Origin of the sequence: Streptomyces sp. NPDC005866 (assembly GCF_040629895.1) — a bacterium.
Taxonomy (GTDB): domain Bacteria; phylum Actinomycetota; class Actinomycetes; order Streptomycetales; family Streptomycetaceae; genus Streptomyces.
Genome location: NZ_JBEXWP010000001.1, coordinates 56,963 through 79,965 on the forward strand (window position 1 = coordinate 56,963; position 23,003 = coordinate 79,965).

21 protein-coding genes are annotated in these 23,003 nt (G+C 68.8%); 1 reads left to right on the forward strand and 20 read right to left on the reverse strand.

What is annotated here, in order from left to right:
• Positions 1–60 precede the first annotated feature (60 nt).
• On the forward strand, positions 61–1,887 hold the full coding sequence (locus ABZ396_RS00275; protein WP_358925472.1) for a glycoside hydrolase family 18 chitinase: 1,827 nt from the start codon (positions 61–63) through the stop codon (positions 1,885–1,887).
• 75 nt (positions 1,888–1,962) lie between these two features.
• Here ABZ396_RS00275 and ABZ396_RS00280 read toward each other — a convergent pair whose 3' ends face one another.
• From ABZ396_RS00280 to rho, 20 genes are all read right to left on the reverse strand, one after another.
• Positions 1,963–2,409, reverse strand: coding sequence for a DUF2550 domain-containing protein (locus tag ABZ396_RS00280; protein WP_359183455.1), 447 nt, complete (start codon positions 2,407–2,409; stop codon positions 1,963–1,965).
• Between the two features lie 129 nt (positions 2,410–2,538).
• Positions 2,539–2,913 carry a F0F1 ATP synthase subunit epsilon gene (locus tag ABZ396_RS00285; protein ID WP_352224698.1) on the reverse strand — a complete coding sequence of 125 codons (375 nt, stop codon included), beginning with the start codon at positions 2,911–2,913 and terminating at the stop codon, positions 2,539–2,541.
• Positions 2,914–3,027: 114 nt separating this feature from the next.
• The gene (gene atpD, locus ABZ396_RS00290) at positions 3,028–4,464 is read right to left on the reverse strand and encodes a F0F1 ATP synthase subunit beta (protein WP_358925474.1); all 1,437 of its coding nucleotides are present in this window, start codon (positions 4,462–4,464) and stop codon (positions 3,028–3,030) included.
• Positions 4,464–5,378, reverse strand: a complete 915-nt coding sequence (locus ABZ396_RS00295) for a F0F1 ATP synthase subunit gamma (RefSeq protein ID WP_358925476.1) — start codon at positions 5,376–5,378, stop codon at positions 4,464–4,466. The genes atpD and ABZ396_RS00295 overlap by 1 nt, the downstream gene beginning before the upstream one ends.
• Positions 5,379–5,399: 21 nt before the next feature.
• The gene (gene atpA / locus ABZ396_RS00300; protein ID WP_358925478.1) at positions 5,400–6,992 is read right to left on the reverse strand and encodes a F0F1 ATP synthase subunit alpha; all 1,593 of its coding nucleotides are present in this window, start codon (positions 6,990–6,992) and stop codon (positions 5,400–5,402) included.
• A 125-nt stretch (positions 6,993–7,117) separates the two neighbouring features.
• Positions 7,118–7,939, reverse strand: a complete 822-nt coding sequence (locus ABZ396_RS00305) for a F0F1 ATP synthase subunit delta (protein WP_358925480.1) — start codon at positions 7,937–7,939, stop codon at positions 7,118–7,120.
• Complete coding sequence (locus tag ABZ396_RS00310; protein ID WP_358925482.1) at positions 7,936–8,481, reverse strand: F0F1 ATP synthase subunit B; 546 nt, start codon at positions 8,479–8,481, stop codon at positions 7,936–7,938. The genes ABZ396_RS00305 and ABZ396_RS00310 overlap by 4 nt, the downstream gene beginning before the upstream one ends.
• Positions 8,482–8,522: 41 nt before the next feature.
• Positions 8,523–8,765 (reverse strand): F0F1 ATP synthase subunit C, encoded by a 243-nt coding sequence (locus ABZ396_RS00315; protein WP_352224704.1) that lies wholly within the window; start codon positions 8,763–8,765, stop codon positions 8,523–8,525.
• Positions 8,766–8,839: 74 nt separating this feature from the next.
• Entirely contained in the window at positions 8,840–9,661 is an 822-nt protein-coding gene (gene atpB / locus ABZ396_RS00320) for a F0F1 ATP synthase subunit A (protein ID WP_358925484.1), read from the reverse strand.
• A 225-nt stretch (positions 9,662–9,886) separates the two neighbouring features.
• Positions 9,887–10,300, reverse strand: coding sequence for a hypothetical protein (locus ABZ396_RS00325; protein WP_358925486.1), 414 nt, complete (start codon positions 10,298–10,300; stop codon positions 9,887–9,889).
• Positions 10,301–10,600: 300 nt separating this feature from the next.
• Entirely contained in the window at positions 10,601–11,962 is a 1,362-nt protein-coding gene (locus ABZ396_RS00330; protein WP_358925487.1) for an MraY family glycosyltransferase, read from the reverse strand.
• Positions 11,963–12,112: 150 nt separating this feature from the next.
• The gene (glyA, locus tag ABZ396_RS00335) at positions 12,113–13,357 is read right to left on the reverse strand and encodes a serine hydroxymethyltransferase (protein WP_358925489.1); all 1,245 of its coding nucleotides are present in this window, start codon (positions 13,355–13,357) and stop codon (positions 12,113–12,115) included.
• A gap of 84 nt (positions 13,358–13,441) precedes the next feature.
• Entirely contained in the window at positions 13,442–14,125 is a 684-nt protein-coding gene (locus ABZ396_RS00340; protein ID WP_358925491.1) for a protein-tyrosine-phosphatase, read from the reverse strand.
• A complete protein-coding gene (locus tag ABZ396_RS00345) occupies positions 14,122–14,769 on the reverse strand; it encodes an L-threonylcarbamoyladenylate synthase (RefSeq protein WP_358925493.1) in 648 nt (215 codons plus the stop codon). Before ABZ396_RS00345 ends, ABZ396_RS00340 begins: the two co-directional genes overlap by 4 nt.
• Positions 14,770–14,839: 70 nt before the next feature.
• A complete protein-coding gene (gene prmC, locus ABZ396_RS00350; protein WP_358925495.1) occupies positions 14,840–15,685 on the reverse strand; it encodes a peptide chain release factor N(5)-glutamine methyltransferase in 846 nt (281 codons plus the stop codon).
• Between the two features lie 35 nt (positions 15,686–15,720).
• On the reverse strand, positions 15,721–16,797 hold the full coding sequence (gene prfA / locus ABZ396_RS00355; RefSeq protein WP_358925497.1) for a peptide chain release factor 1: 1,077 nt from the start codon (positions 16,795–16,797) through the stop codon (positions 15,721–15,723).
• 107 nt (positions 16,798–16,904) lie between these two features.
• Positions 16,905–17,129, reverse strand: a complete 225-nt coding sequence (gene rpmE / locus ABZ396_RS00360) for a 50S ribosomal protein L31 (RefSeq protein ID WP_358925499.1) — start codon at positions 17,127–17,129, stop codon at positions 16,905–16,907.
• Between the two features lie 137 nt (positions 17,130–17,266).
• Positions 17,267–18,403: an LCP family protein gene (locus ABZ396_RS00365; RefSeq protein WP_358925501.1), complete on the reverse strand. Its 1,137-nt coding sequence runs from the start codon at positions 18,401–18,403 to the stop codon at positions 17,267–17,269.
• 217 nt (positions 18,404–18,620) lie between these two features.
• Positions 18,621–20,390: a trypsin-like serine protease gene (locus ABZ396_RS00370; RefSeq protein ID WP_358925502.1), complete on the reverse strand. Its 1,770-nt coding sequence runs from the start codon at positions 20,388–20,390 to the stop codon at positions 18,621–18,623.
• 202 nt (positions 20,391–20,592) lie between these two features.
• Positions 20,593–22,617, reverse strand: a complete 2,025-nt coding sequence (gene rho, locus ABZ396_RS00375; protein ID WP_358925504.1) for a transcription termination factor Rho — start codon at positions 22,615–22,617, stop codon at positions 20,593–20,595.
• Between the last annotated feature and the right edge of the window lie 386 nt (positions 22,618–23,003).

Sequence of the window (23,003 nt, forward strand, 5' to 3'; positions counted from 1 at the left end):
CGCGGCACTGTGGGTGCGAAGGCTCAGTCGTGCCCCCCAACTCCCCATAGGAGGCGCAGCATGCGCTTCAGACACAGAGCCGCGGCAGCGTTCGCGACCCTGCTGCTCCCCCTGGCCGGTCTCGTCGGCCTCGCGGCCCCCGCCCAGGCAGCGACGACCGCCACCGCTTCGTACACCAAGACCCAGGACTGGGGTACCGGCTTCGGCGGCCAGTGGACCGTCAAGAACACCGGTACCGCCACGATCAGTTCCTGGACCGTCCAGTGGGACTTCCCCTCCGGCACCTCGGTCACCTCGGCCTGGGACGCGGACGTCACCTCCTCCGGCACCCGCTGGACCGCCAAGAACAAGTCATACAACGGCTCCATCGCCCCCGGCGCCTCGGTCTCCTTCGGCTTCAACGGCGCGGGTTCCGGTTCCCCGAGCAACTGCCTGCTCAACGGCGCCAGTTGTGACGGCGGCACCACCGTCCCCGGCGACGCGGCGCCCTCCGCGCCCGGCACCCCGACCGCGTCCGGCATCACCGACACCTCGGTGAAGCTGAGCTGGTCCGCCGCCACCGACGACAAGGGCGTCAAGAACTACGACGTGCTCCGCGACGGCAAGGTCGTCTCCACGGTGACCACCACGTCGTACACCGACACGGGTCTCATGGCCGGCACCGACTACTCCTACACCGTCCAGGCCCGCGACACCGCCGACCAGACCGGCCCGGCCAGCGGAGCGGTCGCCGTGCACACCACCGGCGGTACGACCACTCCCCCGCCCACCGGCTCCAAGGTCAAGCTCGGCTACTTCACCGAGTGGGGCATCTACGGCCGTAACTACAACGTCAAGAACCTGGTGACGTCCGGCTCCGCCGCCAAGATCACGCACATCAACTACGCCTTCGGCAACGTGACGAACGGCCAGTGCGCGATCGGCGACTCCTACGCCGACTACGACAAGGCGTTCACCGCCGACCAGTCGGTGAGCGGTGTCGCCGACACCTGGGACCAGCCGCTGCGCGGCAACTTCAACCAGCTGCGCGAGCTGAAGGCCAAGTACCCGAACATCAAGGTGCTGTGGTCCTTCGGCGGCTGGACCTGGTCCGGCGGCTTCGCCCAGGCGGCGGCCAACCCGGCCGCGTTCGCCCAGTCCTGCTACAACCTGGTCGAGGACCCGCGCTGGGCCGATGTCTTCGACGGCATCGACATCGACTGGGAGTACCCGAACGCCTGCGGGCTGAGCTGTGACACCAGCGGGGCCGCGGCCTACAAGAACCTGATGGCCGCTCTTCGCGCCAAGTTCGGCTCGAACAACCTGGTCACCGCGGCCACCACCGCGGACGGCACCTCCGGCGGCAAGATCGACGCCGCCGACTACGCTGGCGCGGCCCAGTACGTCGACTGGTACAACGTGATGACGTACGACTTCTTCGGCGCCTTCAACGCCAACGGCCCGACCGCCCCGCACTCCCCGCTCACCACCTACACCGGCATCCCGACGCCTGGCTTCACCACGGCCGACGCGATCGCCAAGTTCAAGTCGAAGGGCGTCCCGGCGAGCAAGCTGCTCATCGGCATCGGCTTCTACGGCCGCGGCTGGACGGGCGTGACGCAGGACGCACCGGGCGGCACGGCCACCGGCCCGGCGCCGGGCACCTACGAGCAGGGCATCGAGGACTACAAGGTCCTCAAGACGTCCTGCCCGGCCACCGGCACCGTCGCGGGCACGGCGTACGCGCACTGCGGCAGCAACTGGTGGTCGTACGACACACCGGCGACGATCGCGGGCAAGATGAACTGGGCCAAGTCCCAGGGCCTCGGCGGCGCGTTCTTCTGGGAGTTCAGCGGTGACACCACCGACGGCGAACTGGTGAGTGCCATCAACTCGGGTATGTCGTAAAAGAGTCGCCAAGCAACATTGACGCTCCCCCCGGACTTCCGTCCGGGGGGGACCCCACCCAGCGAGTGAACGTGGCTACGCCACGTTCACTCGCTGTCCGGGCGGGGCTGCTTCCAGCCACGCGAGGAATCCGGTCAGCGCGTCGTCGCTCATGGCGAGTTCGAGGCGGGTGCCCCGATGGGTGCAGGCGAGGATCACGGCGTCGGAGAGCAGCGCCAGTTCCTCCTCGCCCTCGGGGAGGCGGCGGCCGGTCACCTCGATCCGGTCGCGTTCCAGGACCCGGCGGGGGCGGTAGGCGTAGGAGAAGACCCGATACCACTCGACGGTGTCGCCGTTGTAGCGGGCGACGCCGTAGCTCCAGCCTTTTCCGCTGGTGTCCGGTTTCTCGGGGACGTCCCAGCGCAGGGAACAGTCGAAGGTGCCGCCGGAGCGTTGGATCAGTCTGCGCCGCAGTCCGAACAGGAAGAGTCCCACCACCACGAGCGCGACCACGATTCCGCACACAGTCAGAGCGAGGACCATCGGCACCGACCTCCCCGTCTCCTAGGTAATGGAACGTAAAAAGACCCAGATCTGCCTCAGCCGCGGCTGGGACCGGATGGCTCCGGTCCCAGCCGCGGCTGAGTTACGTCAACGCATACGCGCAGTGTGTCAGCGCGCTGTCGCCGCCCGCAGACGGACGTCGGCGCGTCGCTCGGCGGTGGCATCGCCCTCCGCCTTCGCGCGCTCCAGTTCCCGCTCCGTGCGCTGGACGTCGATCTCGTCCGAGAGCTCGGCGATCTCGGCCAGCAGCGACAGCTTGTCGTCCGCGAACGAGATGAAACCGCCGTGCACCGCGGCGACGACCGTCCCACCTTCACTCGTACGGATGGTCACCGGGCCCGACTCCAGCACACCGAGCAGCGGCTGGTGGCCGGGCATGACGCCGATGTCGCCGGACGTGGTGCGCGCGACGACCAGGTTGGCCTCGCCGGACCAGACCTGGCGGTCCGCGGCGACCAGCTCGACGTGCAGCTCAGCAGCCAAGGGTGGCTCCTCGGGTCACCACCCGGCGGGGGTGCCGGGTGTTGGGGTCAATTCTAAGGGGCGTGAATGAGGGGGCGGGACGCGCCCGCCCCCTCGGACGAACTCAGGCCGAGTTCAGGAGACGCCGAGCTCCTTGGCGTTGGCCTTGAGGTCCTCAAGACCACCGCACATGAAGAACGCCTGCTCGGGGAAGTGGTCGTACTCACCGTCGCAGATCGCGTTGAACGCGGCGATCGACTCCTCGAGCGGCACGTCCGAGCCGTCCACGCCGGTGAACTGCTTGGCGACGTGGGTGTTCTGGGACAGGAAGCGCTCCACGCGACGGGCACGGTGGACGACGAGCTTGTCCTCCTCGCCGAGCTCGTCGATACCGAGGATCGCGATGATGTCCTGCAGGTCCTTGTACTTCTGCAGGATCGTCTTCACGCGCATGGCCGCGTTGTAGTGATCCGCGGCGATGTAGCGCGGGTCCAGGATCCGGGACGTGGAGTCCAGCGGGTCCACGGCCGGGTAGATGCCCTTCTCCGAGATCGGACGGGAGAGAACCGTCGTCGCGTCGAGGTGGGCGAAGGTGGTGGCCGGGGCCGGGTCGGTCAGGTCGTCCGCGGGGACGTAGATCGCCTGCATCGAGGTGATCGAGTGACCGCGGGTCGAGGTGATGCGCTCCTGGAGGAGACCCATCTCGTCGGCCAGGTTCGGCTGGTAGCCCACCGCGGAGGGCATCCGGCCGAGCAGGGTGGAGACCTCGGAACCGGCCTGCGTGAAGCGGAAGATGTTGTCGATGAAGAACAGCACGTCCTGCTTCTGGACGTCACGGAAGTACTCGGCCATGGTGAGGCCGGCCAGCGCGACGCGCAGACGGGTGCCCGGGGGCTCGTCCATCTGACCGAAGACCAGGGCGGTCTTGTCGATGACGCCCGACTCGGTCATCTCCTCGATGAGGTCGTTGCCCTCACGGGTGCGCTCACCGACACCGGCGAACACGGAGACACCGTCGTGGTTGTTGGCGACACGGTAGATCATCTCCTGGATGAGCACCGTCTTGCCGACGCCGGCACCGCCGAACAGACCGATCTTGCCGCCCTTGACGTACGGGGTCAGCAGGTCGATGACCTTGACGCCGGTCTCGAACATCTCGGTCTTCGACTCGAGCTCGTCGAAGTTCGGGGGCCTGCGGTGGATCGGCCAGCGCTCGCCGTCGTACTGCTCGTCGACGTTGAGCACCTCACCGAGGGTGTTGAACACCTTGCCCTTGGTGAAGTCGCCGACCGGCACCGAGATGGCGGAGCCGGTGTCGGTCACCGGGGCCTGGCGGACCAGACCGTCGGTGGGCTGCATGGAGATGGTGCGGACCAGGCCGTCACCCAGGTGCTGGGCGACCTCCAGGGTCAGGATCTTCTTCTCGCCGTCCTTGGCGGGGTCGGCGACCTCGACGTGGAGGGCGTTGTAGATCTCCGGCATCGCGTCGACGGGGAACTCCACGTCGACGACCGGGCCGATGACCCGGGCGACGCGGCCCGTGGCCGTCGCGGTCTCAACAGTGGTGGTCATTAGCGGTCACTCCCCGCGGTCGCGTCGGCGAGGGCGCTCGCGCCACCGACGATCTCGCTGATTTCCTGGGTGATTTCGGCCTGGCGGGCCGCGTTGGCAAGACGGGAGAGCGTGTTGATCAGCTCGCCCGCGTTGTCGGTCGCCGACTTCATCGCGCGCCGCGTGGCGGCGTGCTTCGAAGCGGCCGACTGGAGAAGCGCGTTGTAGATACGGCTCTCCACATAGCGCGGCAGCAGGGCGTCGAGGACGTCCTCCGCCGAGGGCTCGAAGTCGTACAGCGGAAGGATCTCGCCCTGGGGCTTCTCCTCCGCGACCTCTTCGAGGCGCAGCGGCAGCAGCCGCGCGTCGAGCGCGGTCTGCGTCATCATCGACACGAACTCGGTGAAGACGATGTGGAGTTCATCCACACCGCCGTCCTCGGTCGGCGTCTCGATGGCCTCGATCAGTGGCGCCGCCACCGTCTTGGCGTCCGCGTACGACGGCTCGTCGGTGAAGCCCGTCCACGACTCCGAGATCTTGCGCTCACGGAAGTTGTAGTGGGCGACACCGCGCCGGCCGACGATGTACGTGTCGACCTGCTTGCCCTCGCGGTCCAGGCGCTCGGTCAGCTGCTCCGCCGCCTTGATGGCGTTGGAGTTGAAGGCACCGGCCAGACCGCGGTCGCTCGTGAGGAGCAGGATCGCGGCACGGGTCGGGTTCTCCGCCTCCGTGGTGAGCGGGTGCTTGGTGTTCGACCCCGTACCGACCGCCGTGACCGCGCGCGTCAGCTCGGTCGCGTACGGCGTGGAGGCCGCCACCTTGCGCTGCGCCTTGACGACGCGCGAGGCGGCGATCATCTCCATCGCCTTGGTGATCTTCTTGGTCGCGCTGACGGATCGGATGCGACGCTTGTAGACCCGGAGCTGGGCTCCCATGAGTCAGGTCCCTTCCTTACGTCACTTGGCGGCAGCGGCAGGAGTGTCCTCGCCGAGCAGCCTGCCGTCCGAGGTCTCGAACTGCTTCTTGAACTCGGCGATGGCGTCCGCGATGGCCGTGAGGGTGTCGTCGGACATCTTGCCGCCCTCGCGGATGGAGGTCATGAGGCCCGGCTCCTTGCGGTGCAGGTACTCCAGGAGCTCCTTCTCGAAGCGGCGGATGTCGGCGACCGGAACGTCGTCCATCTTGCCGGTGGTACCGGCCCAGATGGAGATGACCTGGTCCTCGGTGGGCATCGGCTGGTACTGGTCCTGCTTGAGCAGCTCGACCATGCGCTGACCGCGCTCCAACTGCGCCTTCGACGCGGCGTCCAGGTCGGACCCGAAGGCGGCGAACGCCTCCAGCTCACGGAACTGGGCGAGGTCCACGCGAAGACGGCCGGAGACCTGCTTCATCGCCTTGTGCTGCGCGGAACCACCGACTCGGGAGACGGAGATACCGACGTTCAGCGCGGGGCGCTGACCGGCGTTGAACAGGTCCGACTCCAGGAAGCACTGGCCGTCGGTGATGGAGATGACGTTGGTCGGGATGAACGCCGAGACATCGTTGGCCTTGGTCTCCACGATCGGCAGACCGGTCATCGAACCGGCGCCCATGTCGTCGGAGAGCTTGGCGCAGCGCTCCAGCAGACGGGAGTGCAGGTAGAAGACGTCACCCGGGTAGGCCTCGCGGCCCGGCGGGCGGCGCAGCAGCAGCGACACGGCGCGGTAGGCGTCGGCCTGCTTCGACAGGTCGTCGAAGATGATCAGGACGTGCTTGCCGGCGTACATCCAGTGCTGGCCGATGGCCGAACCGGTGTACGGCGCCAGGTACTTGAAGCCGGCCGGGTCGGACGCCGGGGCGGCGACGATGGTGGTGTACTCCAGCGCGCCGGCGTCCTCGAGCGCACCACGCACGGAGGCGATGGTGGAGCCCTTCTGGCCGATGGCGACGTAGACGCAGCGGACCTGCTTCTTCGGGTCGCCCGAGCGCCAGTTGTCACGCTGGTTGATGATCGTGTCGATGGCCAGGGCGGTCTTGCCGGTCTGGCGGTCACCGATGATCAGCTGACGCTGACCGCGGCCGACCGGGGTCATGGCGTCGACGGCCTTGTAGCCGGTCTCCATCGGCTCGTGCACCGACTTGCGCTGCATGACCGTGGGGGCCTGCAGTTCGAGGGCGCGGCGGCCTTCGGTCTCGATCTCGCCGAGGCCGTCGATCGGGTTGCCGAGCGGGTCGACGACGCGGCCGAGGTAGCCCTCGCCGACCGCGACGGAGAGGACCTCACCGGTGCGGTGCACCGGCTGACCCTCCTCGATGCCGCTGAACTCACCGAGGACGACGCAGCCGATCTCGCGCTCTTCCAGGTTGAGCGCGAGGCCGAGGGTGCCGTCCTCGAACTTCAGCAGTTCGTTGGCCATGGCCGAGGGCAGGCCCTCGACCTTCGCGATGCCGTCGCCGGCAAGGGTGACCGTACCGACCTCCTCGCGCGAGGCCGCGTCCGGCTTGTACGACTGGACGAACTTCTCCAGCGCGTCCCGGATCTCCTCCGGCCGGATCGTGAGCTCCGCCATCTGGGTTCCCTGCTCTCCTTGTTGGGCCCGAAGTTTCACTTGGGGGGTCTGGGGGCGACCCCCAGGATTCTTCATGTACGGCCCAACCCGGGCCGTCGTGAGTACGTACTGCTTTTGAGTTCGCGCTAGCTCGCCATACGGCGGGCCGCGTCCTCCAGCCGGTCCGCGATCGAACCGTTGATGACCTCGTCACCGACCCGCACCCGGATCCCGCCGATGACCGCGGGGTCGACGTCGAGGTTGAGGTGCATCTGGCGGCCGTAGAGCTTCGCGAGGGCGGCGCCCAGGCGCTGCCTCTGCGAGTCGCTGAGCGGTACCGCCGAGGTGACGACGGCGATGACGCGGTTGCGGCGCTCCGCGGCGAGCTTGGTGAGGGCGTCGAGGCCCGCTTCCAGGCTACGTCCCCGCGGCGCGGTCACAAGGCGCGTGACCAGACGCTCGGTGACCGGGTTGGCGCGGCCGCCGAGCAGCCGGTGCAGCAGTTCGGTCTTCGCGGCGGCGGTGGCCTTGCGGTCGGTGAGCGCGGCGCGCAGCTCGGTGTTCGAGGAGACGATCCGGCCGAACCGGAACAGCTCGTCCTCGACCTCGTCCAGCGTGTCCGCCTTCTCCGCGGCCGTGAGGTCGGCGATGTTCGCCAGCTCCTCCAGCGCGTCCACCAGGTCGCGGGGCTGCGACCAGCGGGAGCGGACCATGCCGGAGAGCAGGTCGACGGTGGCCTCGCCGACCTTGCCGCCGATCAGGCGCCGGACCAGCTCGGCCTTGGCCTCGCCGGACTGCGCCGGGTCGGTGAGGACCCGGCGCAGGGCTCCCTCGCGGTCGAGCAGCGCGGTGACGGCCGCCAGCTCGTCCGCGAGCTGCGTCGCGTCCACGGACGTCGAGTCCGTCAGCGCGTCGAGACGCTCGCGTGCGGCTGCCAGTGCCTGGCGGCTCGCTCCGTGCGCGGTCATCGAGCCGCCTCTGCCTTCTCCTCAAGCTCGTCGAGGAACCGGTCGATCACGCGGCTCTGCCGGGCGTAGTCCTCAAGGGACTCGCCGACGAGCTTGCCGGCCAGTTCGGTGGCGAGCTTGCCGACCTCCTGGCGCAGCGCCAGCGCGGCGGCCTTGCGGTCGGCCTCGATCTGGGCGTGACCGGCGGCGATGATCTCCTCACGCTGCCGCTGGCCCTCCGCGCGCATCTCGGCGATGAGCGCGGCGCCCTGCTCCTGAGCCTCCTGGCGCAGTCGCGCGGCCTCGTGCCGAGCCTCGGCCAGCTGCGCCTTGTACTGCTCAAGGACGCTCTGGGCCTCGGTCTGCGCGGCCTCGGCCTTCTCGATACCGCCCTCGATCGCCTCGCGGCGCTGCTCCAGAACCTTGTTGATGTTCGGAAGGAGCTTCTTGGCGAGGAAGCCGAAGACGATGACGAAGGCGAGCAGGCCGATGACGAGCTCGGGGATCGGCGGGATGAGGGGGTTTTCCCCGCTCTCGGCCGCCGTGATGAGCAGCTGGCTCATGTCAGTGCCTTTCGTCTAGGGGGCTATCGCTGATCGGGGGATCAGGTGCCGTAGACGAACGGCATGACCAGGCCGATGAGGGCGAGCGCCTCACAGAAGGCGAAGCCGAGGATCTGGTTGGCGCGGATCAGACCGGCGGCCTCGGGCTGACGGGCCAGGGCCTGGGTGCCGTTACCGAAGATGATGCCGACGCCGACGCCGGGACCGATGGCCGCGAGGCCGTAGCCGATGGAGCCGAGGGAGCCGTGGACGCCGGCGGCAGCAAGGGTCTGCAGAGCGGACATGCCGATTCTTCCTTCTTCTTTACGGACCGGTGGGGGTTGGCCACCGGACGATCAGGGGGTGGGTGGGGCGGCGCTCAGTGGTGCTCGGCGAGGGCGCCCTGGATGTAGGTGCACGTCAGGAGGACGAAGACGTACGCCTGCAGTGCCTGGATGAAGAGCTCGAAGGCCGTCATCACGATGGTCATGATGAAGCTGACGCCGGCGTAGGCGATGCCGATGCCGTTCAACAGGTACCAGCTGGCGATCGTGAAGAGCAGCAGCAGGGTGTGCCCGGCGAACATGTTGGCGAAGAGCCGGACCGCGTGGGTGAAGGGCCGCACCAGCAGGTTCGAGAAGAACTCGATGAGCATGGCGAGCGGCAGCACCGCGCCGAGCGACTTGTCGTAGCCGGTGACGTTCTTGAAGAAGCCGACGAAGCCGTGCCGCTTGAACGTCAGCGAGACCCACAGGACGTAGACGATCAGCGCCAGGACGAGCGGGTACGAGATGATCGCCGTCACCGGGAACTGGGCGACCGGAATGATCGACCAGAGGTTCATCATCCAGATGAAGAAGAACAGCGAGACGACCAGCGGGACGTACTTCTCGCCCTCCTTCTTGCCGATGGTCTCGTAGACGACGCCCCGGCGGATGAAGTCGTATCCGGTCTCGGCGACCATCTGCAGCTTTCCGGGGACGACCTTCGGCTTGCGGAAGGCGGCCCAGAAGAAGCCGACGACGATGATCGAGCCGAGCAGCGCCAGCAGCATCGGCTTGTTGAAGTACAGGTTGCTGTTGGCGTCACCCCACAGGGGCTTGAACATGAACGAGTGCAGGCCGGGAGCCGGGAAGCCACAGCCGGTGAAGATGTGGCAGTCGGTCTCGAAGGCGAGCACCTGCGTCGGGTCAGCACTCACCGCGGGCTCCTTCAGCGTGGCGCATAGGTACGGCAACCTCGTTGTGTCGGCGCGGCGCGTGGCCGCAATTCGGCACGGGACTGGTGTTACGGATGTGGGGGCGGCCGGGGGGCATCTCGCCTCGCGATTGAGCAGGCGTCAGCTCAGATGCCCGCGCCCGCGATGCCGCAGTTGGCACCGGACGATAGCAGCATCTCTCGTGCGCCTTTATCCCGGGCCTACCTCTCACGACGGCTGCCCGGTCTTCTCGGGCTCCACGTAGAGGATCTTGGCTTTCATCTGGGCGCGTGCCTGTGCGGCGATCCATGTCACGGTGCAGACCACGATCGCGACGGCGAAGGCCCGGGGGTTGAACAGCGACGTGTTTTTGAAGGCGGCGACGAAGACGAACAGCAACAGCAACTGCGCCGTGTAGAGCATCAGCCCCATGGCCTGGAACAGGTGGGGAAGCGATTTGGCGGTGCGCTGCAGAACGTAGAGACCGACCCCCATGAAGAGGATCACGACCGCCGTCGCGACGACGGCCCCGATCGCCCCCTTGCCGCCCGCGACGACCCCGCTGACGACGGCGGCGAGTACGCCGACGACAGCCGTGGGTACGGCGGCCTGGGCCAGGATCCGGGCGTCATTGGACGGCATGGCGGCAACTCCGCTTTCGCAGGGGGCAGGGTGTCGTCATGGACGAGCGTAGTCCCGGCCGGAGGGTCGAAGACCTCACGCCAATGGACCATCGCACTTGGGTCCTTCGGCTCTGTCCGGGGTTCTCGTGAACCGTATCACAAACTATTTGATGAGGTCTTTACCTGGTAGGTGTGCTCGCTGTCACACACGAGAGTGAACCTGCCCGTCTGAGCGAAAACTGAGCCGTTGTGTCTGGTATTAGGGGGCTTTGCTCCCCCACGATTTGGCAATGCTCTAGTCAGATTCTTACCTTGCGAGTCAGCGCGACGTTTCGGAAGTGTGACGGTCCAGGACCCGTGAACCGGGGCCGACGGCGGTCGCGCCATTGACCCGGCCCACGCCGGCCGTCACCGGAGCGCGGTGTCCGTCGCACGGTTCCTCCGCCTTCTCCAGCACCACGGGGGTGACCGCCTGGGGAGTCGCGGCCGTCGCCGCGGCCTCCGGGACGGGCTCACGGCGCCGGTAGCGCGGCGGTACGAACCGCTCGGCCCACACCGGCACGCGCGGAGTGAACCGCGGCAGCAGAAGCAGCCCCAGGCCGATCGCGCTGAAGAAGACCACGCCCAGCACGATCCACATGGACGCGGAGTTCACCGAGTACGCCAGCGCCCCGAAGCCGATCAGCGCCGACCAGAAGTACATGATCAGCACGGCCCTGCTGTGCGAGTGGCCGATCTCAAGGAGCCGGTGGTGCAGGTGCCCGCGGTCCGCGGCGAACGGCGACTGGCCGCGCCAGGTGCGCCGCACGATCGCCAGCACCAGGTCGGCGGCCGGCACCGCGATGATGGTCAGCGGCAGCAGCAGCGGGATGTAGACCGGAACCATCTGGTGCACGGCGTTGCGCTCGGACCCGGCGAACAGGTTCATCACGTCCGGGTCGACCTGGCCCGTGACCGAGATCGCACCGGCGGCCAGCACCAGGCCGATCAGCATCGAGCCGGAGTCGCCCATGAAGATCCGCGCAGGGTGGATGTTGTGCGGCAGGAAGCCCAGGCACATGCCCATCAGGATCGCCGAGAACAGGGTGGCCGGGGCGGCTGCCTCGATGCCGTACGAGTACCAGATCCGGTAGGCGTACATGAAGAACGCCGCGGCCGCGATGCACACCATGCCGGAGGCCAGGCCGTCCAGGCCGTCGACGAAGTTGACCGCGTTGATGGTGATGACCACGAGGGCCACCGTCAGCAGGGTGCCCTGCCAGGGGGTCAGGGCCACCGTGCCGACGCCCGGGATGGGCAGCCACAGGATCGTCAGACCCTGCATGACCATGACGCCCGCCGCGATCATCTGACCGCCCAGCTTGATCAGGGCGTCGATCTCGAACTTGTCGTCCAGGACGCCGATCAGCCAGATCAGCGCCGCCCCGGAGAGCAGCGCCCGCGGCTCGTTCGACTTCGCGAAGACCTGGTTGAGGTTGGTCAGGTGGTCGGCGACCAGCAGACCCGCGCACAGGCCGAAGAACATCGCGATCCCGCCGAGCCGCGGAGTGGGCTCCCGGTGCACGTCACGGGCCCGGATCTGCGGCATGGCCCCGGCCACGATCGCGAACTTCCGCACCGGCCCTGTCAGCAGATACGTCACCGCGGCCGTGATGCAGAGCGTCAGCAGGTATTCACGCACAGGCTTCCCCACAGGTCTCGCTGAACCATCACAGCCCCACACCCTAGCGATGGACGCATATGTATGGGGACTTCCGGGTAGCGTCGATGGTTGCACGCGGAGCTGTGAGCCGGGCGTACAACGGCTGTACGACGCTGCGCCTACCCTGCCTCAACCGGGATACGGCGGAAATCTACCGGTGAGCTCGCGCACATCCTCACGCACCCTCCCCACGTCCGTCGCCCCGCGCAGCACACCCGCCAGCAGAGCCGCGATCCGGGGCATCTCCGCCTCTCCCATACCCTGGGTGGTCACGGCGGCGGTGCCCAGGCGCAGGCCGCGCGCATCGCCGTGCGGCAGGGCGCAGCTGTCCAGGACGATCCCGGCCGCGACGAGCCGGCCCCGGGCGGTACGCCCGTCGACACCGAGCGGGGCGGGGTCGGCGGTGATCAGATGGGTGTCCGTGCCACCCGTCGTGACCACCAGCCCCTCGTCCGCCAGCCCGGCCGCGAGAACCCTCGCATTGGCGACCACCTGATGGGCGTACGTGGTGAACGCCGCAGTTGCCGCCTCCCCGAACGCGACCGCCTTGGCGGCGATGGTGTGCATCTGCGCGCCGCCCTGTGTGAAAGGGAACACAGCCCGGTCCAGACGCTCGGCCAGCTCGGGAGAACCGCACAGGATCATCCCGCCGCGCGGCCCGCGCAGCACCTTGTGCGTGGTCGCGCACACGACATCGGCGTACGGCACCGGGTTCGGCGCCGCTCCCCCGGCGACGAGCCCGATGGGATGGGCCGCGTCGGCGATCAGATACGCGCCCACCTCGTCGGCGACCTCACGGAAGAAGGCGTAGTCGATGTGGCGTGGATAGGCGATGGATCCGCACACGATCGCCTTGGGCCGGTGGGACCGGGCCAGCGCCCGCACCTGGTCGTAGTCGATGAGCCCGCTCTCGGCATCCACCCCGTACCCGACGAAGTCGAACCAGCGGCCGGAGAAGTTGGCCGGCGAGCCGTGCGTGAGATGACCGCCGTAGGGCAGCCCGAGGGCGAGCACGGTGTCACCGGGGCGCAGCAGGGCGGCATAGGCGGCCAGTACGGCGGACGAGCCGGAATGGGACTGCACGTTGGCGTGCGCGGCGCCGAAGAGGGCCTTGGCGCGGTCGACGGCGAGCCGCTCGGCGACGTCCACGATCTCGCAGCCGCCGTGGTGCCGGGCGCCCGGATACCCCTCGGCGTACTTGTTGGCGAGCGGCGAGCCGAGGGCGGCCAGCACGGCCGGGGAGGTGAAGTTCTCGGCGGCGATCAGCTGCAACGACGTCGACTGCCGCGCCAGCTCCCCCAGCAGGATCTCCAGCAGCTCCGGATCCTGGCGCCGCAGCGGATCGGCCTCGACGAGGGTAGGGCTGACCGACATGACGCACTCCGGGCGGTCGACGGTGACGTGAATCCAATGTAGGCCGGGGGCATAGGGGACGCGCGATGTGTACGGCGCCTCGGGCTACATCCGCGCCGGCACACCCGTCAGCGCCGTCACCACCGGGTCCAGTGCCTCGTGTATCTCGTCGCCGATGGAGCGGAAGAACGGCAGCGGGGCGCCGTACGGGTCGTAGACCTCGTCCGCCTCCGCCGTGGGTGCCAGCAGCCACCCGCGCAGCGCGGCCGCCGCGCGGACCAGCGCGCGGGCGCGGACGACCACGCCCTCCTCCAGCGCGGGCAGTGTCGCCGGGTCGATCGCGCGGACCAGGCGGGTGAACTCCTTCAGTGTGAAGGTGCGCAGGCCCGCCGAGTGGCCCATGGAGATGACCTGGGCGCGGTGGTCACGGGTGGCGGTGAGCACGAGGTCGGCCCTGATGACGTGCTCGTCGAGCAGCTCACGCCCGACGAATCCGGTCGGGTCCGCGCCGAAGTCGGCGAGGACCGCCTCCGCGTTGGCCTCCATGGGAGCGCCCTCGTGGCCCCAGGTGCCCGCGCTCTCCACGATCAGCCCGCCGCCGAGAAAGGTGCCGAGCCGGTCCGTCACGAGATGGCGGGTCAGCCGCTCGGTGATCGGCGAGCGGCACACGTTGCCGGTGCTGACGTGGAGGATGCGGAAGCTGTCGCGCGGGAGCCCGACGAACGTGGTCGTGATCTCCGCTGCGCGCTCCCCGTTGCCTATGCCACGCCCCGCGTCAGGGGCTGTCAATTCGCCACCTCGAGGTCGGGTACGACCTTCCGCAGCTCTTCGGCCGAGATGGCGCCCGCGCGCAGCAGCAGCGGAACCTCACGGGAGACGTCGACGATCGACGAGGGGACGTTGCCCGGGGTCGGACCGCCGTCGAGGTACACGGAGACGGAGTCGCCGAGCATCTCCTGCGCGGCGTCACAGGTCTCCGGGGACGGGTGGCCGGTGAGGTTGGCGGAGGAGACGGCCATCGGGCCGACCTCGGTGAGCAGTTCGAGGGCGACCGGGTGCAGTGGCATGCGCACGGCGACCGTGCCCCGGGTGTCCCCGAGGTCCCACTGCAGGGACGGCTGGTGCTTGGCGACCAGCGTGAGGGCGCCGGGCCAGAACGCGTCGACCAGTTCCCAGGCCAGCTCGGAGAAGTCGGTGACAAGACCGTGCAGCGTGTTCGGGGAGCCGATCAGCACCGGGGTGGGCATGTTGCGGCCCCGGCCCTTGGCCTCCAGCAGGTCGGAGACCGCCTCCGCGGTGAACGCGTCGGCGCCGATGCCGTACACCGTGTCCGTGGGCAGCACCACCAGTTCGCCCCGGCGGACGGCGGACGCGGCCTCGCGCAGACCCGTCGCGCGGTCGGTCGCGTCGTTGGTGTCGTATCGCCGTGCCATGTCTAGCGGGCCTCCTCGTACACGAAGTACACGTACTTCCGGGACATCCGGGGATCGGTCTGCGGGGTGCTCACGGCAGCGCCTTGCGGGCGGTCGCGAAGCGGGGGCGGTTGTTGAGGTCCGGGTGGTCGGCGGCGTCGGCCCAGCCCCGCTCCTCGGTGAAGATCCACGGCACCTGGCCGCCCTGGGTGTCGGCGTGCTCGATGACGACGACACCGCCGGGGCGCAGGAGCCGGTGCGCGGTCCGTTCGATGCCCCGGATGAGGTCGAGGCCGTCCTCGCCGGAGAACAGGGCGAGCTCCGGGTCGTAGTCACGCGCCTCCGGGGCGACGTACTCCCACTCGGTGAGCGGGATGTACGGCGGGTTGGAGATGACGAGGTCGACATGGCCGTCGAGGTCGTGGAAGGCGTCCAGGGCGTCTCCCTGGCGCAGGTCGACCCTGGAGCCCGCCATGTTCTTGCGGGTCCACCGGAGCGCCTCCTCGGACAGCTCCACGGCGTGCACGCGCGAGCGCGGGACCTCCTGGGCGAGGGCGAGCGCGATGGCGCCGGAGCCGGTGCACAGGTCGACGATGCAGGGCTCGACCACGTCCATGGCGCGTACGGCGTCTATGGCCCAGCCGACGACGGACTCGGTCTCCGGGCGCGGTACGAAGACGCCCGGACCCACCTGGAGTTCGAGGTAGCGGAAGTAGGCGCGCCCGGTGATGTGCTGGAGCGGCTCGCGCTGCTCCCGCCGGGCGATGACCTCCCAGTAGCGGGCGTCGAAGTCGGAGTCCGCGACGGAGTGCAGCGCGCCCCGCTTCACGCCGTGCACGAACGCGGCGAGTTCCTCCGCGTCGTTGCGCGGCGAGGGCACGCCGGCGTCGGCCAGCCGCTGGGTGGCCTGGGCCACCTCGGCGAGCAGCAGGTTCACGCTGGTCCTCCGTGTCGTACTCAGTCGTGCATGACTTACGCGGCCGCGAGCTTGGCGGCCGAGTCCGCGTCGACGCAGGCCTGGATCACCGCGTCGAGGTCACCGTCCAGGACCTGGTCCAGGTTGTACGCCTTGAAGCCGACGCGGTGGTCCGAAAGGCGATTCTCCGGGAAGTTGTACGTACGGATCTTCTCGGAGCGGTCGACGGTGCGGACCTGGCTGCGGCGGGCGTCGGCGGCCTCCCTCTCCGCCTCCTCCTGCGCCGCGGCGAGCAGCCTGGACCGCAGGATACGCAAGGCCTGCTCCTTGTTCTGCAGTTGACTCTTCTCGTTCTGGCAGGAGGCGACGACTCCGGTGGGGAGGTGCGTGATGCGCACGGCGGAGTCGGTGGTGTTGACGGACTGTCCGCCGGGGCCGGAGGACCGGTAGACGTCGATCCGGAGGTCGTTCGGATTGATCTCGACATCGACCTCCTCGGCCTCGGGCGTGACGAGGACGCCGGCGGCGGAGGTGTGGATACGGCCCTGCGACTCGGTCGCCGGGACGCGCTGCACGCGGTGCACACCGCCCTCGTACTTCAGCCGCGCCCAGACGCCCTGCCCGGGCTCGGTCGCGCCGTTGCCGCCCTTGGTCTTCACGGCGACCTGGACGTCCTTGTAGCCGCCGAGCTCGGACTCGGTGGAGTCGATGATCTCGGTCTTCCAGCCGACGCGCTCGGCGTACCGCAGATACATGCGCAGCAGGTCACCGGCGAACAGCGCGGACTCGTCGCCGCCCGCACCCGCCTTGATCTCCAGGATGACGTCCTTGTCGTCGGACGGGTCCCTGGGTACGAGCAGCAGCCGCAGCTTCTCGGTCAGCTCGTCGCGCTGCTTGTCCAGTTCCTTGACCTCGGCGGCGAAGTCGGGGTCGTCGGCAGCCAGTTCACGCGCGGTCTCCATGTCGTCGCCGGTCTGCTTCCAGGAGCGGAACGTGGCGACGATCGGGGTGAGCTCGGCGTAGCGCTTGTTCAGCTTGCGCGCGTTGGCCTGGTCGGCGTGGACCGACGGGTCGGCGAGCTTCTTCTCCAGGTCGGCGTGCTCGACGACGAGTTCCTCGACGGCCTCGAACATTTTTGGCTCCTGATACTGCGTACGGAAGGGAAGGCGGGCGACCAAAAACGCCGGTCCCGGGCGTGCCCCCGTGGGGACACGGCCGTGGACCGGCGAAATGGGGCTCGCTACTTCTTGGAGCCGGCGGCAGCCTTGCCGAAGCGGGCCTCGAAGCGGGCCACACGGCCACCGGTGTCGAGGATCTTCTGCTTGCCCGTGTAGAACGGGTGGCACTCGGAGCAGACCTCGGCCCGGATGGTGCCGGACTCGATGGTGCTACGGGTGGTGAACGACGCGCCACAGGTGCAGCTGACCTGCGTCTCGACGTACTGGGGGTGGATCTCGCGCTTCAAGGTGTCTCCTAGATTTCGGGAGGGCACCGGGTCGCTGCCGCGGGCTGCGGGAACGTGAACCGGGGCCGACGTACCAGTCTGCCAGGGCTGGCCGCGTAGCCAAAACCGGGGGCACGGGTGATCTATTCCCCGCGGCCTTACGACGACGTCACGACCCCCTTGGCCTGCCCTGTCGCCGTGCCCTTGGTCGCTGACGCGGGGATCGGCCTGTCGTTCTTCAAAGCCGTCCAGACCTGCTTCGCCTTTGCCTCGGCCACGATCACGCGGTTCGGGTTCGACGGGTCGTACGCGACCGGCATCGTGACCATGTGCATGTTCTTGGAGCCGATGGACTTCAGGCCGTTCGCGAAGTCGACCAGGGAGTTCACCGAGCCCAGGTCGGAGTCGGTGGTGACCGTCTTCGTCGCGGTGTCGGCCAGGTTGTACAGCTTCTTGGGGCTGGTGAAGACGCCGACCTGCTTGACCTGGTTGATCAGGGCCTTGACGAAGGCCTGCTGGAGCTGGATGCGGCCCAGGTCGGAGCCGTCGCCGACGCCGTGCCGGGTGCGGACCAGGCCCAGGGCCTGCTCGCCGTCGAGCGTGTGTGTGCCGGCCTTGAGGTCGAGGTGGCTCTGCGGGTCGTCGATGTTCTTGGTCGTGGTGACCTTGACCCCGCCGAGTTCGTCGATGAGATTTTGGAAGCCGGAGAAGTCGACCTCCAGATAGTGGTCCATGCGGACACCGGTGATCGACTCGACGGTCTTGACCGCGCAGGTCGCGCCGCCCGTGGAGTACGCCGAGTTGAACATCACGTCGGTCGCCGCGCCGTGCGTGGCACCGTTCGCGTCCGTGCAGGACGGGCGGTTGATCAGGGTGTCCCGGGGGATGGAGACCACGCCGGCGCTCTTGTGGCCCTTGTAGACGTGGACGATCATCGCCGTGTCGGAGCGGGCGCTGCCGTCGTCGGCGCCACCGCCGAGCTTCTTGTTGGAACCGGAGCGGGTGTCCGAGCCGAGGACCAGGATGTTCTCGGAGCCGTTGTCGACCTTGGTGGGCCGGTCGCTGCCGAGTGCCTGGTTGATGTCGACGGTCCTGAGGTTGCCGTTGAGCTTGAAGTACACGTAGCCGAGGCCGGTGCCGCCGAGGACGAGGATGCCGGCCGCCGTCCAGGCCGTGACGAGGAGCGCCCTGTGTCCCCTGCCGGGGGCCTTGCGGCGGCGGCCCTTACCCCGGCGGCCCGGGAAGTTCGGGTCGGCCTCGGGTATACCGGGCTCGGGCGTGCTCTCGGCGGACATGGGCTCCTCGTTCTCGTACGACTGCTCGGTTACCCCCTGCTTTCAGGGTCAGGCCCGGCGCACCCGGATCATCGGCACGTACCGGACCATCGTCGCTCCGCCTGGTCAGACGGCGAAACTCGGGAAAGGGTTGCACAACGCAGTGTGCCCACCGCGTAGGACGATGGGCACACTGCGTTACCGGGCAAGTGGGGGCGAACCCCGCTCACCAGGTATTTCAGCCGAAGATGTCGTACTGCTGGAAACCGGTGCCGAGCGACTTCCTTGTGGCGAAGATCTCGCTGGTCGCCTTCCCGGTGCCCGGGTAGAGGTACAGCGTGCCGCCCGTCGTACGGGCCAGCAGGTCGGCCTTGCCGTCGCCGGTCATGTCGCCGACCGCGGCGAGGGTGTTGAAGCCGGTCCAGCCGGCACGGACCTTCACTCGGGCTGAGAAGAGGCCGGTGCCGGACTTGCCGGTGCCCTTGTACAGGTACAGGTCGCCGCCGCTGCTCTTGCGGGCCAGCAGGTCGGCCTTGCCGTCGCCGTTGAAGTCGCCGACGCCGCGCAGCTGGTTGTACTGGCTCCAGCCGGTGCCGACCTTGACGCGGGCGGCGAAGGTGCCGTCGCCCTTGCCCGGGTACAGCCACAGCGTGCCACCGGAGTCCTCGGAGAGCACGTCGGGCAGGTAGTCGCCGGTGAGGTCACCGGGGATGACGGTGGCCTTGCGGGTCTTCCAGCCGGAGAAGATCTTCTTCGTGGCCCAGGAGCCGCTGGTCTGGGCGCTGTTCAGCACGAAGTGGTCCCAGTAGACGTCACCGGTGGAGGCCACCCGGTAGACCAGGTCCTGGAAGCCGTCCCGGTCGAGGTCGGCCTGCAGGATGACGTTGACGCCGGTCCAGTCGCCCCAGGAGGCACGGGAGGCGAGCGAGGTGCCCTTGGAGTCCAGCTCGTAGCCGACCCTGGTCGACGACTTGCGGGCGAACAGGTCGGCCTTGCCGTCGGTGTAGCTCAGGTTGGTGTCGGCGATCTGCGCGTAGGCGGCACCGACGTAGGTGCTGACCTTCGTGAAGACGCTGTAGGCGCCCTTCTCCACGCAGTCCTGGACGCCCCAGGAGACGACGCCGACGATCCGGCCGCCGACGACCAGCGGGCCGCCGGAGTCGCCGTTGCAGGCGGAGGTGGTGCCGGTGTCGGAGCCGGTGGCGGGCTTGCCGGCGCAGACCATGTGGCCCTTGACGATCAGGCTGCCGTAGGCGTTCGTGCAGGTGGTGTCGGACTGGACGGGCAGCGTGGCCGTCTTCAGCGTCTCGGAGAGGTCGTTCGACGTCGAGCTGGTGCGGCCCCAGCCGTACAGCTTGGCGCTGGTGCCGGCCTTGTACGAGGCCGTGTCGGTGCTGGTCGTCAGCTTGATCGGCGTGGCCTTGACCGGGGCGGCCAGGGTGAGCACGGCGATGTCGTTGTTGGGGACGCCCTGGGTCGACACGCTGTACGACGGGTGGTTCCACTGGCGCAGAACGCCGGTGGCGGTGCCGCCGTGCAGGTTGGCGCTGCCGTCGCTGTTGGTGGTGGGCAGCGAGGCGGTGCCGGTGATGACCGCGGAGTCGGTGGTGCTCCACTTGAAGCCCTTGACGCAGTGCGCGGCAGTGAGGATCTTCGTGGGCGAGATGACCGAGCCACCGCAGAAGAAGCTCTCGTCGTCGCTCGCGCTGGTGGTGCCCTTGTCGTCGTAGTACCAGAGCTGGGCCATCCACGGCGCCGAGGAGATGGTGGTCGTACTGCCACCAATGATCTTCGGCGACACGGCCGGACCGCTCGCGGCGGCGGCCGGCTTCTTCGTGGTCGTCGTCCCGTTGTCGGCGGCGATCGCACGGGCGATCCGCTTGTTCAGGACGGCCTGCGACGGCGCGCTGACAGCCGGCTTGACCGTGGGCACCGGCTGGGTGGCCGCGCTGGCGGAGGTCGAGATAAGTGCGGCCGTGACGGCGGCGGCGATTCCCGCCGCGGCCACGGGCAGGGCGAAACGTATCCGGCGTCTGTGGCGACCGCTCCCGGACGTGGGTGTACCCACCTAAGTCCCCCCTCAGGATTAGGAGTTCGTAATTCGGTCAACTGACCGAAGGGCGAGATCGTACACCGCGGAGAGAAACGGAAAAGGACGGTCCCCCGCAATCGCGGGGGACCGTCCTTGCCCAAGGACAACGGCCGAACGGTCAGTCGCCGTTACCGGGCGTCGGCGTCGTCTTCTGAATCTGCATCAGGAACTCGGCGTTCGACTTCGTCTGCTTCATCTTGTCGAGGAGCAGCTCGACCGCCTGCTGCTGGTCGAGGGCGTGCAGCACCCGGCGCAGCTTCCAGACGATGGCGAGCTCGTCGGGGGCGAGCAGGATCTCTTCCTTACGGGTGCCGGACGCGTCGACGTCCACCGCGGGGAAGATGCGCTTGTCGGCGAGCTTGCGGTCGAGCTTGAGCTCCGCGTTGCCGGTGCCCTTGAACTCCTCGAAGATCACCTCGTCCATGCGGGACCCGGTGTCCACCAGGGCGGTGGCGAGGATGGTGAGCGAGCCGCCGTCCTCGATGTTGCGGGCCGCACCGAAGAAGCGCTTCGGCGGGTACAGGGCGGTCGAGTCGACACCACCGGACAGGATGCGGCCGGAGGCCGGCGCGGCGAGGTTGTACGCACGGCCAAGACGCGTGATCGAGTCGAGCAGCACGACCACGTCGTGGCCCAGCTCGACGAGACGCTTGGCGCGCTCGATGGCCAGCTCGGCGACCGTGGTGTGGTCCTCGGCCGGACGGTCGAAGGTCGAGGAGATGACCTCGCCCTTGACCGACCGCTGCATGTCGGTGACCTCTTCCGGACGCTCGTCGACGAGGACGACCATCAGGTGGCACTCGGGGTTGTTGTGGGTGATCGCGTTGGCGACCGCCTGCATGATCATGGTCTTGCCGGTCTTCGGCGGGGCCACGATCAGACCGCGCTGGCCCTTACCGATCGGCGACACAAGGTCGATGATGCGGGTGGTCAGCACGCCCGGGTCCGTCTCCAGGCGGAGGCGGTCCTGCGGGTAGAGCGGGGTCAGCTTGTTGAACTCCGGGCGGCCACGGCCGTGTTCGGGCGCCATGCCGTTGACGGAGTCGAGGCGGACCAGCGCGTTGAACTTCTCGCGCCGCTCGCCTTCCTTGGGCTGGCGGACCGCGCCGGTGACGTGGTCACCCTTGCGCAGGCCGTTCTTGCGGACCTGGGCGAGGGAGACGTACACGTCGTTCGGGCCCGGCAGGTAGCCGGAGGTCCGGATGAACGCGTAGTTGTCGAGGATGTCCAGGATGCCCGCGACGGGGATCAGGACGTCGTCCTCGGCCAGCTGCGGCTCGGCGCCCATCTCGTCACGGCCACGACGGCCCCGGCGGTCCCGGTAGCGGCCACGACGGCCACGACGGCCGCCCTCGAAGTCGTCGTCGTCCTGCGGGCCGGCGTTGCGGTCCTGACGGCCGCCGCCCTGCTGCTGCGGCTGCTGCTGACGGTCCCGGTCCGGGCGGTCCCGGTCCTGGCGGTCCTGGCGGTCCTGACGACCGCCCTGGCCGCCGCCCTGCTGCTCGTCGCCCTTGTTACGCCGGTCACGGTCCCGGCCGCGCTCACGGCGGTCACGGCGGCCGCGGCCCTCGCCGTCGGCGTCGCCCTGCGGCTGCGTCTGCGGCTGCGCGGCGGGCGTCTCGGCCTTCGGCTCGCTCTTCGCCTCGGCGACGACGGTGTCGGCGCCGCTCGCGGTGGGGCTGCCGGCCTCGGCGGTGGCCCGGCGACGGCGGCGCTCGGCCGACGTGTCGTCGCTGGCGGGCTGGCCGGGGATCTCGATCTGCTGCTGGGCCACGGCCTTCTCGGCGGGGGCCTCGGCGGCCTGCTCCGCCTTCTTCTCGGCGGCCTCGTCGCCCGTACGGGCCTTGGAGGTGGCCCGGCGCTTCGGCTTGGTCTCGGTGGCGGTCTCGGCCTTGGGGGCGGCTCCGCCGCCGGCCTGTGCCTCCTTGATGACCTCGATCAGCTGGCTCTTGCGCATGCGCGCCGTGCCCCTGATACCGAGGCCGGATGCGACCTGCTGAAGCTCGGCCAGCACCATGCCCTCGAGGCCGGTACCGCGGCGCCGCCGGGAGCCGGCACCGGTGGCAGGCGCGGAGGCGTCCGTGGCGGGCGCGGCAGCGGTCTCCTCGACACGTGCGCCCATCAGATCGGTGGTGTCGCTCACGAAGGGTCCTTCCCTGGAGCGGACGTCGGCCTGTCTGGCTCGGCGACCGGTTGTGCTGTCCGGCTGCGGTCCTTGCTGTGTGGACCGTGCCGGGGCGGTGGTCCGCCAAAGCGGCGGAGAGAATTTCTGATGACGGCGCTTCCTCAGCCGTGGCACCCGGTGTCACGTGGCGTGGTAGCACCAATTCCGGAGCGTGCCCAGCGGCCCGCTCAGTGCCCGCGTACGACGTACTGCCCAGGTACGACATACGAAACGCTGAGTGGCTTGGGAGACTCCCGGAAGAATGTCTGTCCCGGACGGGGACACGAAGCACCTCGCCATGGTGGGGTCGGGTGCAGACTTGAGATTAACACTACCGGATCCAACAAACATTCCCCCTCTCCAAA

Excerpts from the sequence above, each read along its gene's own strand:
- ABZ396_RS00275 (WP_358925472.1), top strand. The coding sequence starts at position 61 with ATGCGCTTCAGACACAGAGCCGCGGCAGCGTTCGCGACCCTGCTGCTC.
- ABZ396_RS00280 (WP_359183455.1), bottom strand. The coding sequence starts at position 2,409 with ATGGTCCTCGCTCTGACTGTGTGCGGAATCGTGGTCGCGCTCGTGGTG.
- atpD (WP_358925474.1), bottom strand. The coding sequence starts at position 4,464 with ATGACCACCACTGTTGAGACCGCGACGGCCACGGGCCGCGTCGCCCGG.
- ABZ396_RS00295 (WP_358925476.1), bottom strand. The coding sequence starts at position 5,378 with ATGGGAGCCCAGCTCCGGGTCTACAAGCGTCGCATCCGATCCGTCAGC.
- atpA (WP_358925478.1), bottom strand. The coding sequence starts at position 6,992 with ATGGCGGAGCTCACGATCCGGCCGGAGGAGATCCGGGACGCGCTGGAG.
- ABZ396_RS00305 (WP_358925480.1), bottom strand. The coding sequence starts at position 7,939 with ATGACCGCGCACGGAGCGAGCCGCCAGGCACTGGCAGCCGCACGCGAG.
- ABZ396_RS00310 (WP_358925482.1), bottom strand. The coding sequence starts at position 8,481 with ATGAGCCAGCTGCTCATCACGGCGGCCGAGAGCGGGGAAAACCCCCTC.
- ABZ396_RS00315 (WP_352224704.1), bottom strand. The coding sequence starts at position 8,765 with ATGTCCGCTCTGCAGACCCTTGCTGCCGCCGGCGTCCACGGCTCCCTC.
- ABZ396_RS00325 (WP_358925486.1), bottom strand. The coding sequence starts at position 10,300 with ATGCCGTCCAATGACGCCCGGATCCTGGCCCAGGCCGCCGTACCCACG.
- glyA (WP_358925489.1), bottom strand. The coding sequence starts at position 13,357 with ATGTCGGTCAGCCCTACCCTCGTCGAGGCCGATCCGCTGCGGCGCCAG.
- ABZ396_RS00345 (WP_358925493.1), bottom strand. The coding sequence starts at position 14,769 with ATGGCACGGCGATACGACACCAACGACGCGACCGACCGCGCGACGGGT.
- prfA (WP_358925497.1), bottom strand. The coding sequence starts at position 16,797 with ATGTTCGAGGCCGTCGAGGAACTCGTCGTCGAGCACGCCGACCTGGAG.
- ABZ396_RS00365 (WP_358925501.1), bottom strand. The coding sequence starts at position 18,403 with ATGTCCGCCGAGAGCACGCCCGAGCCCGGTATACCCGAGGCCGACCCG.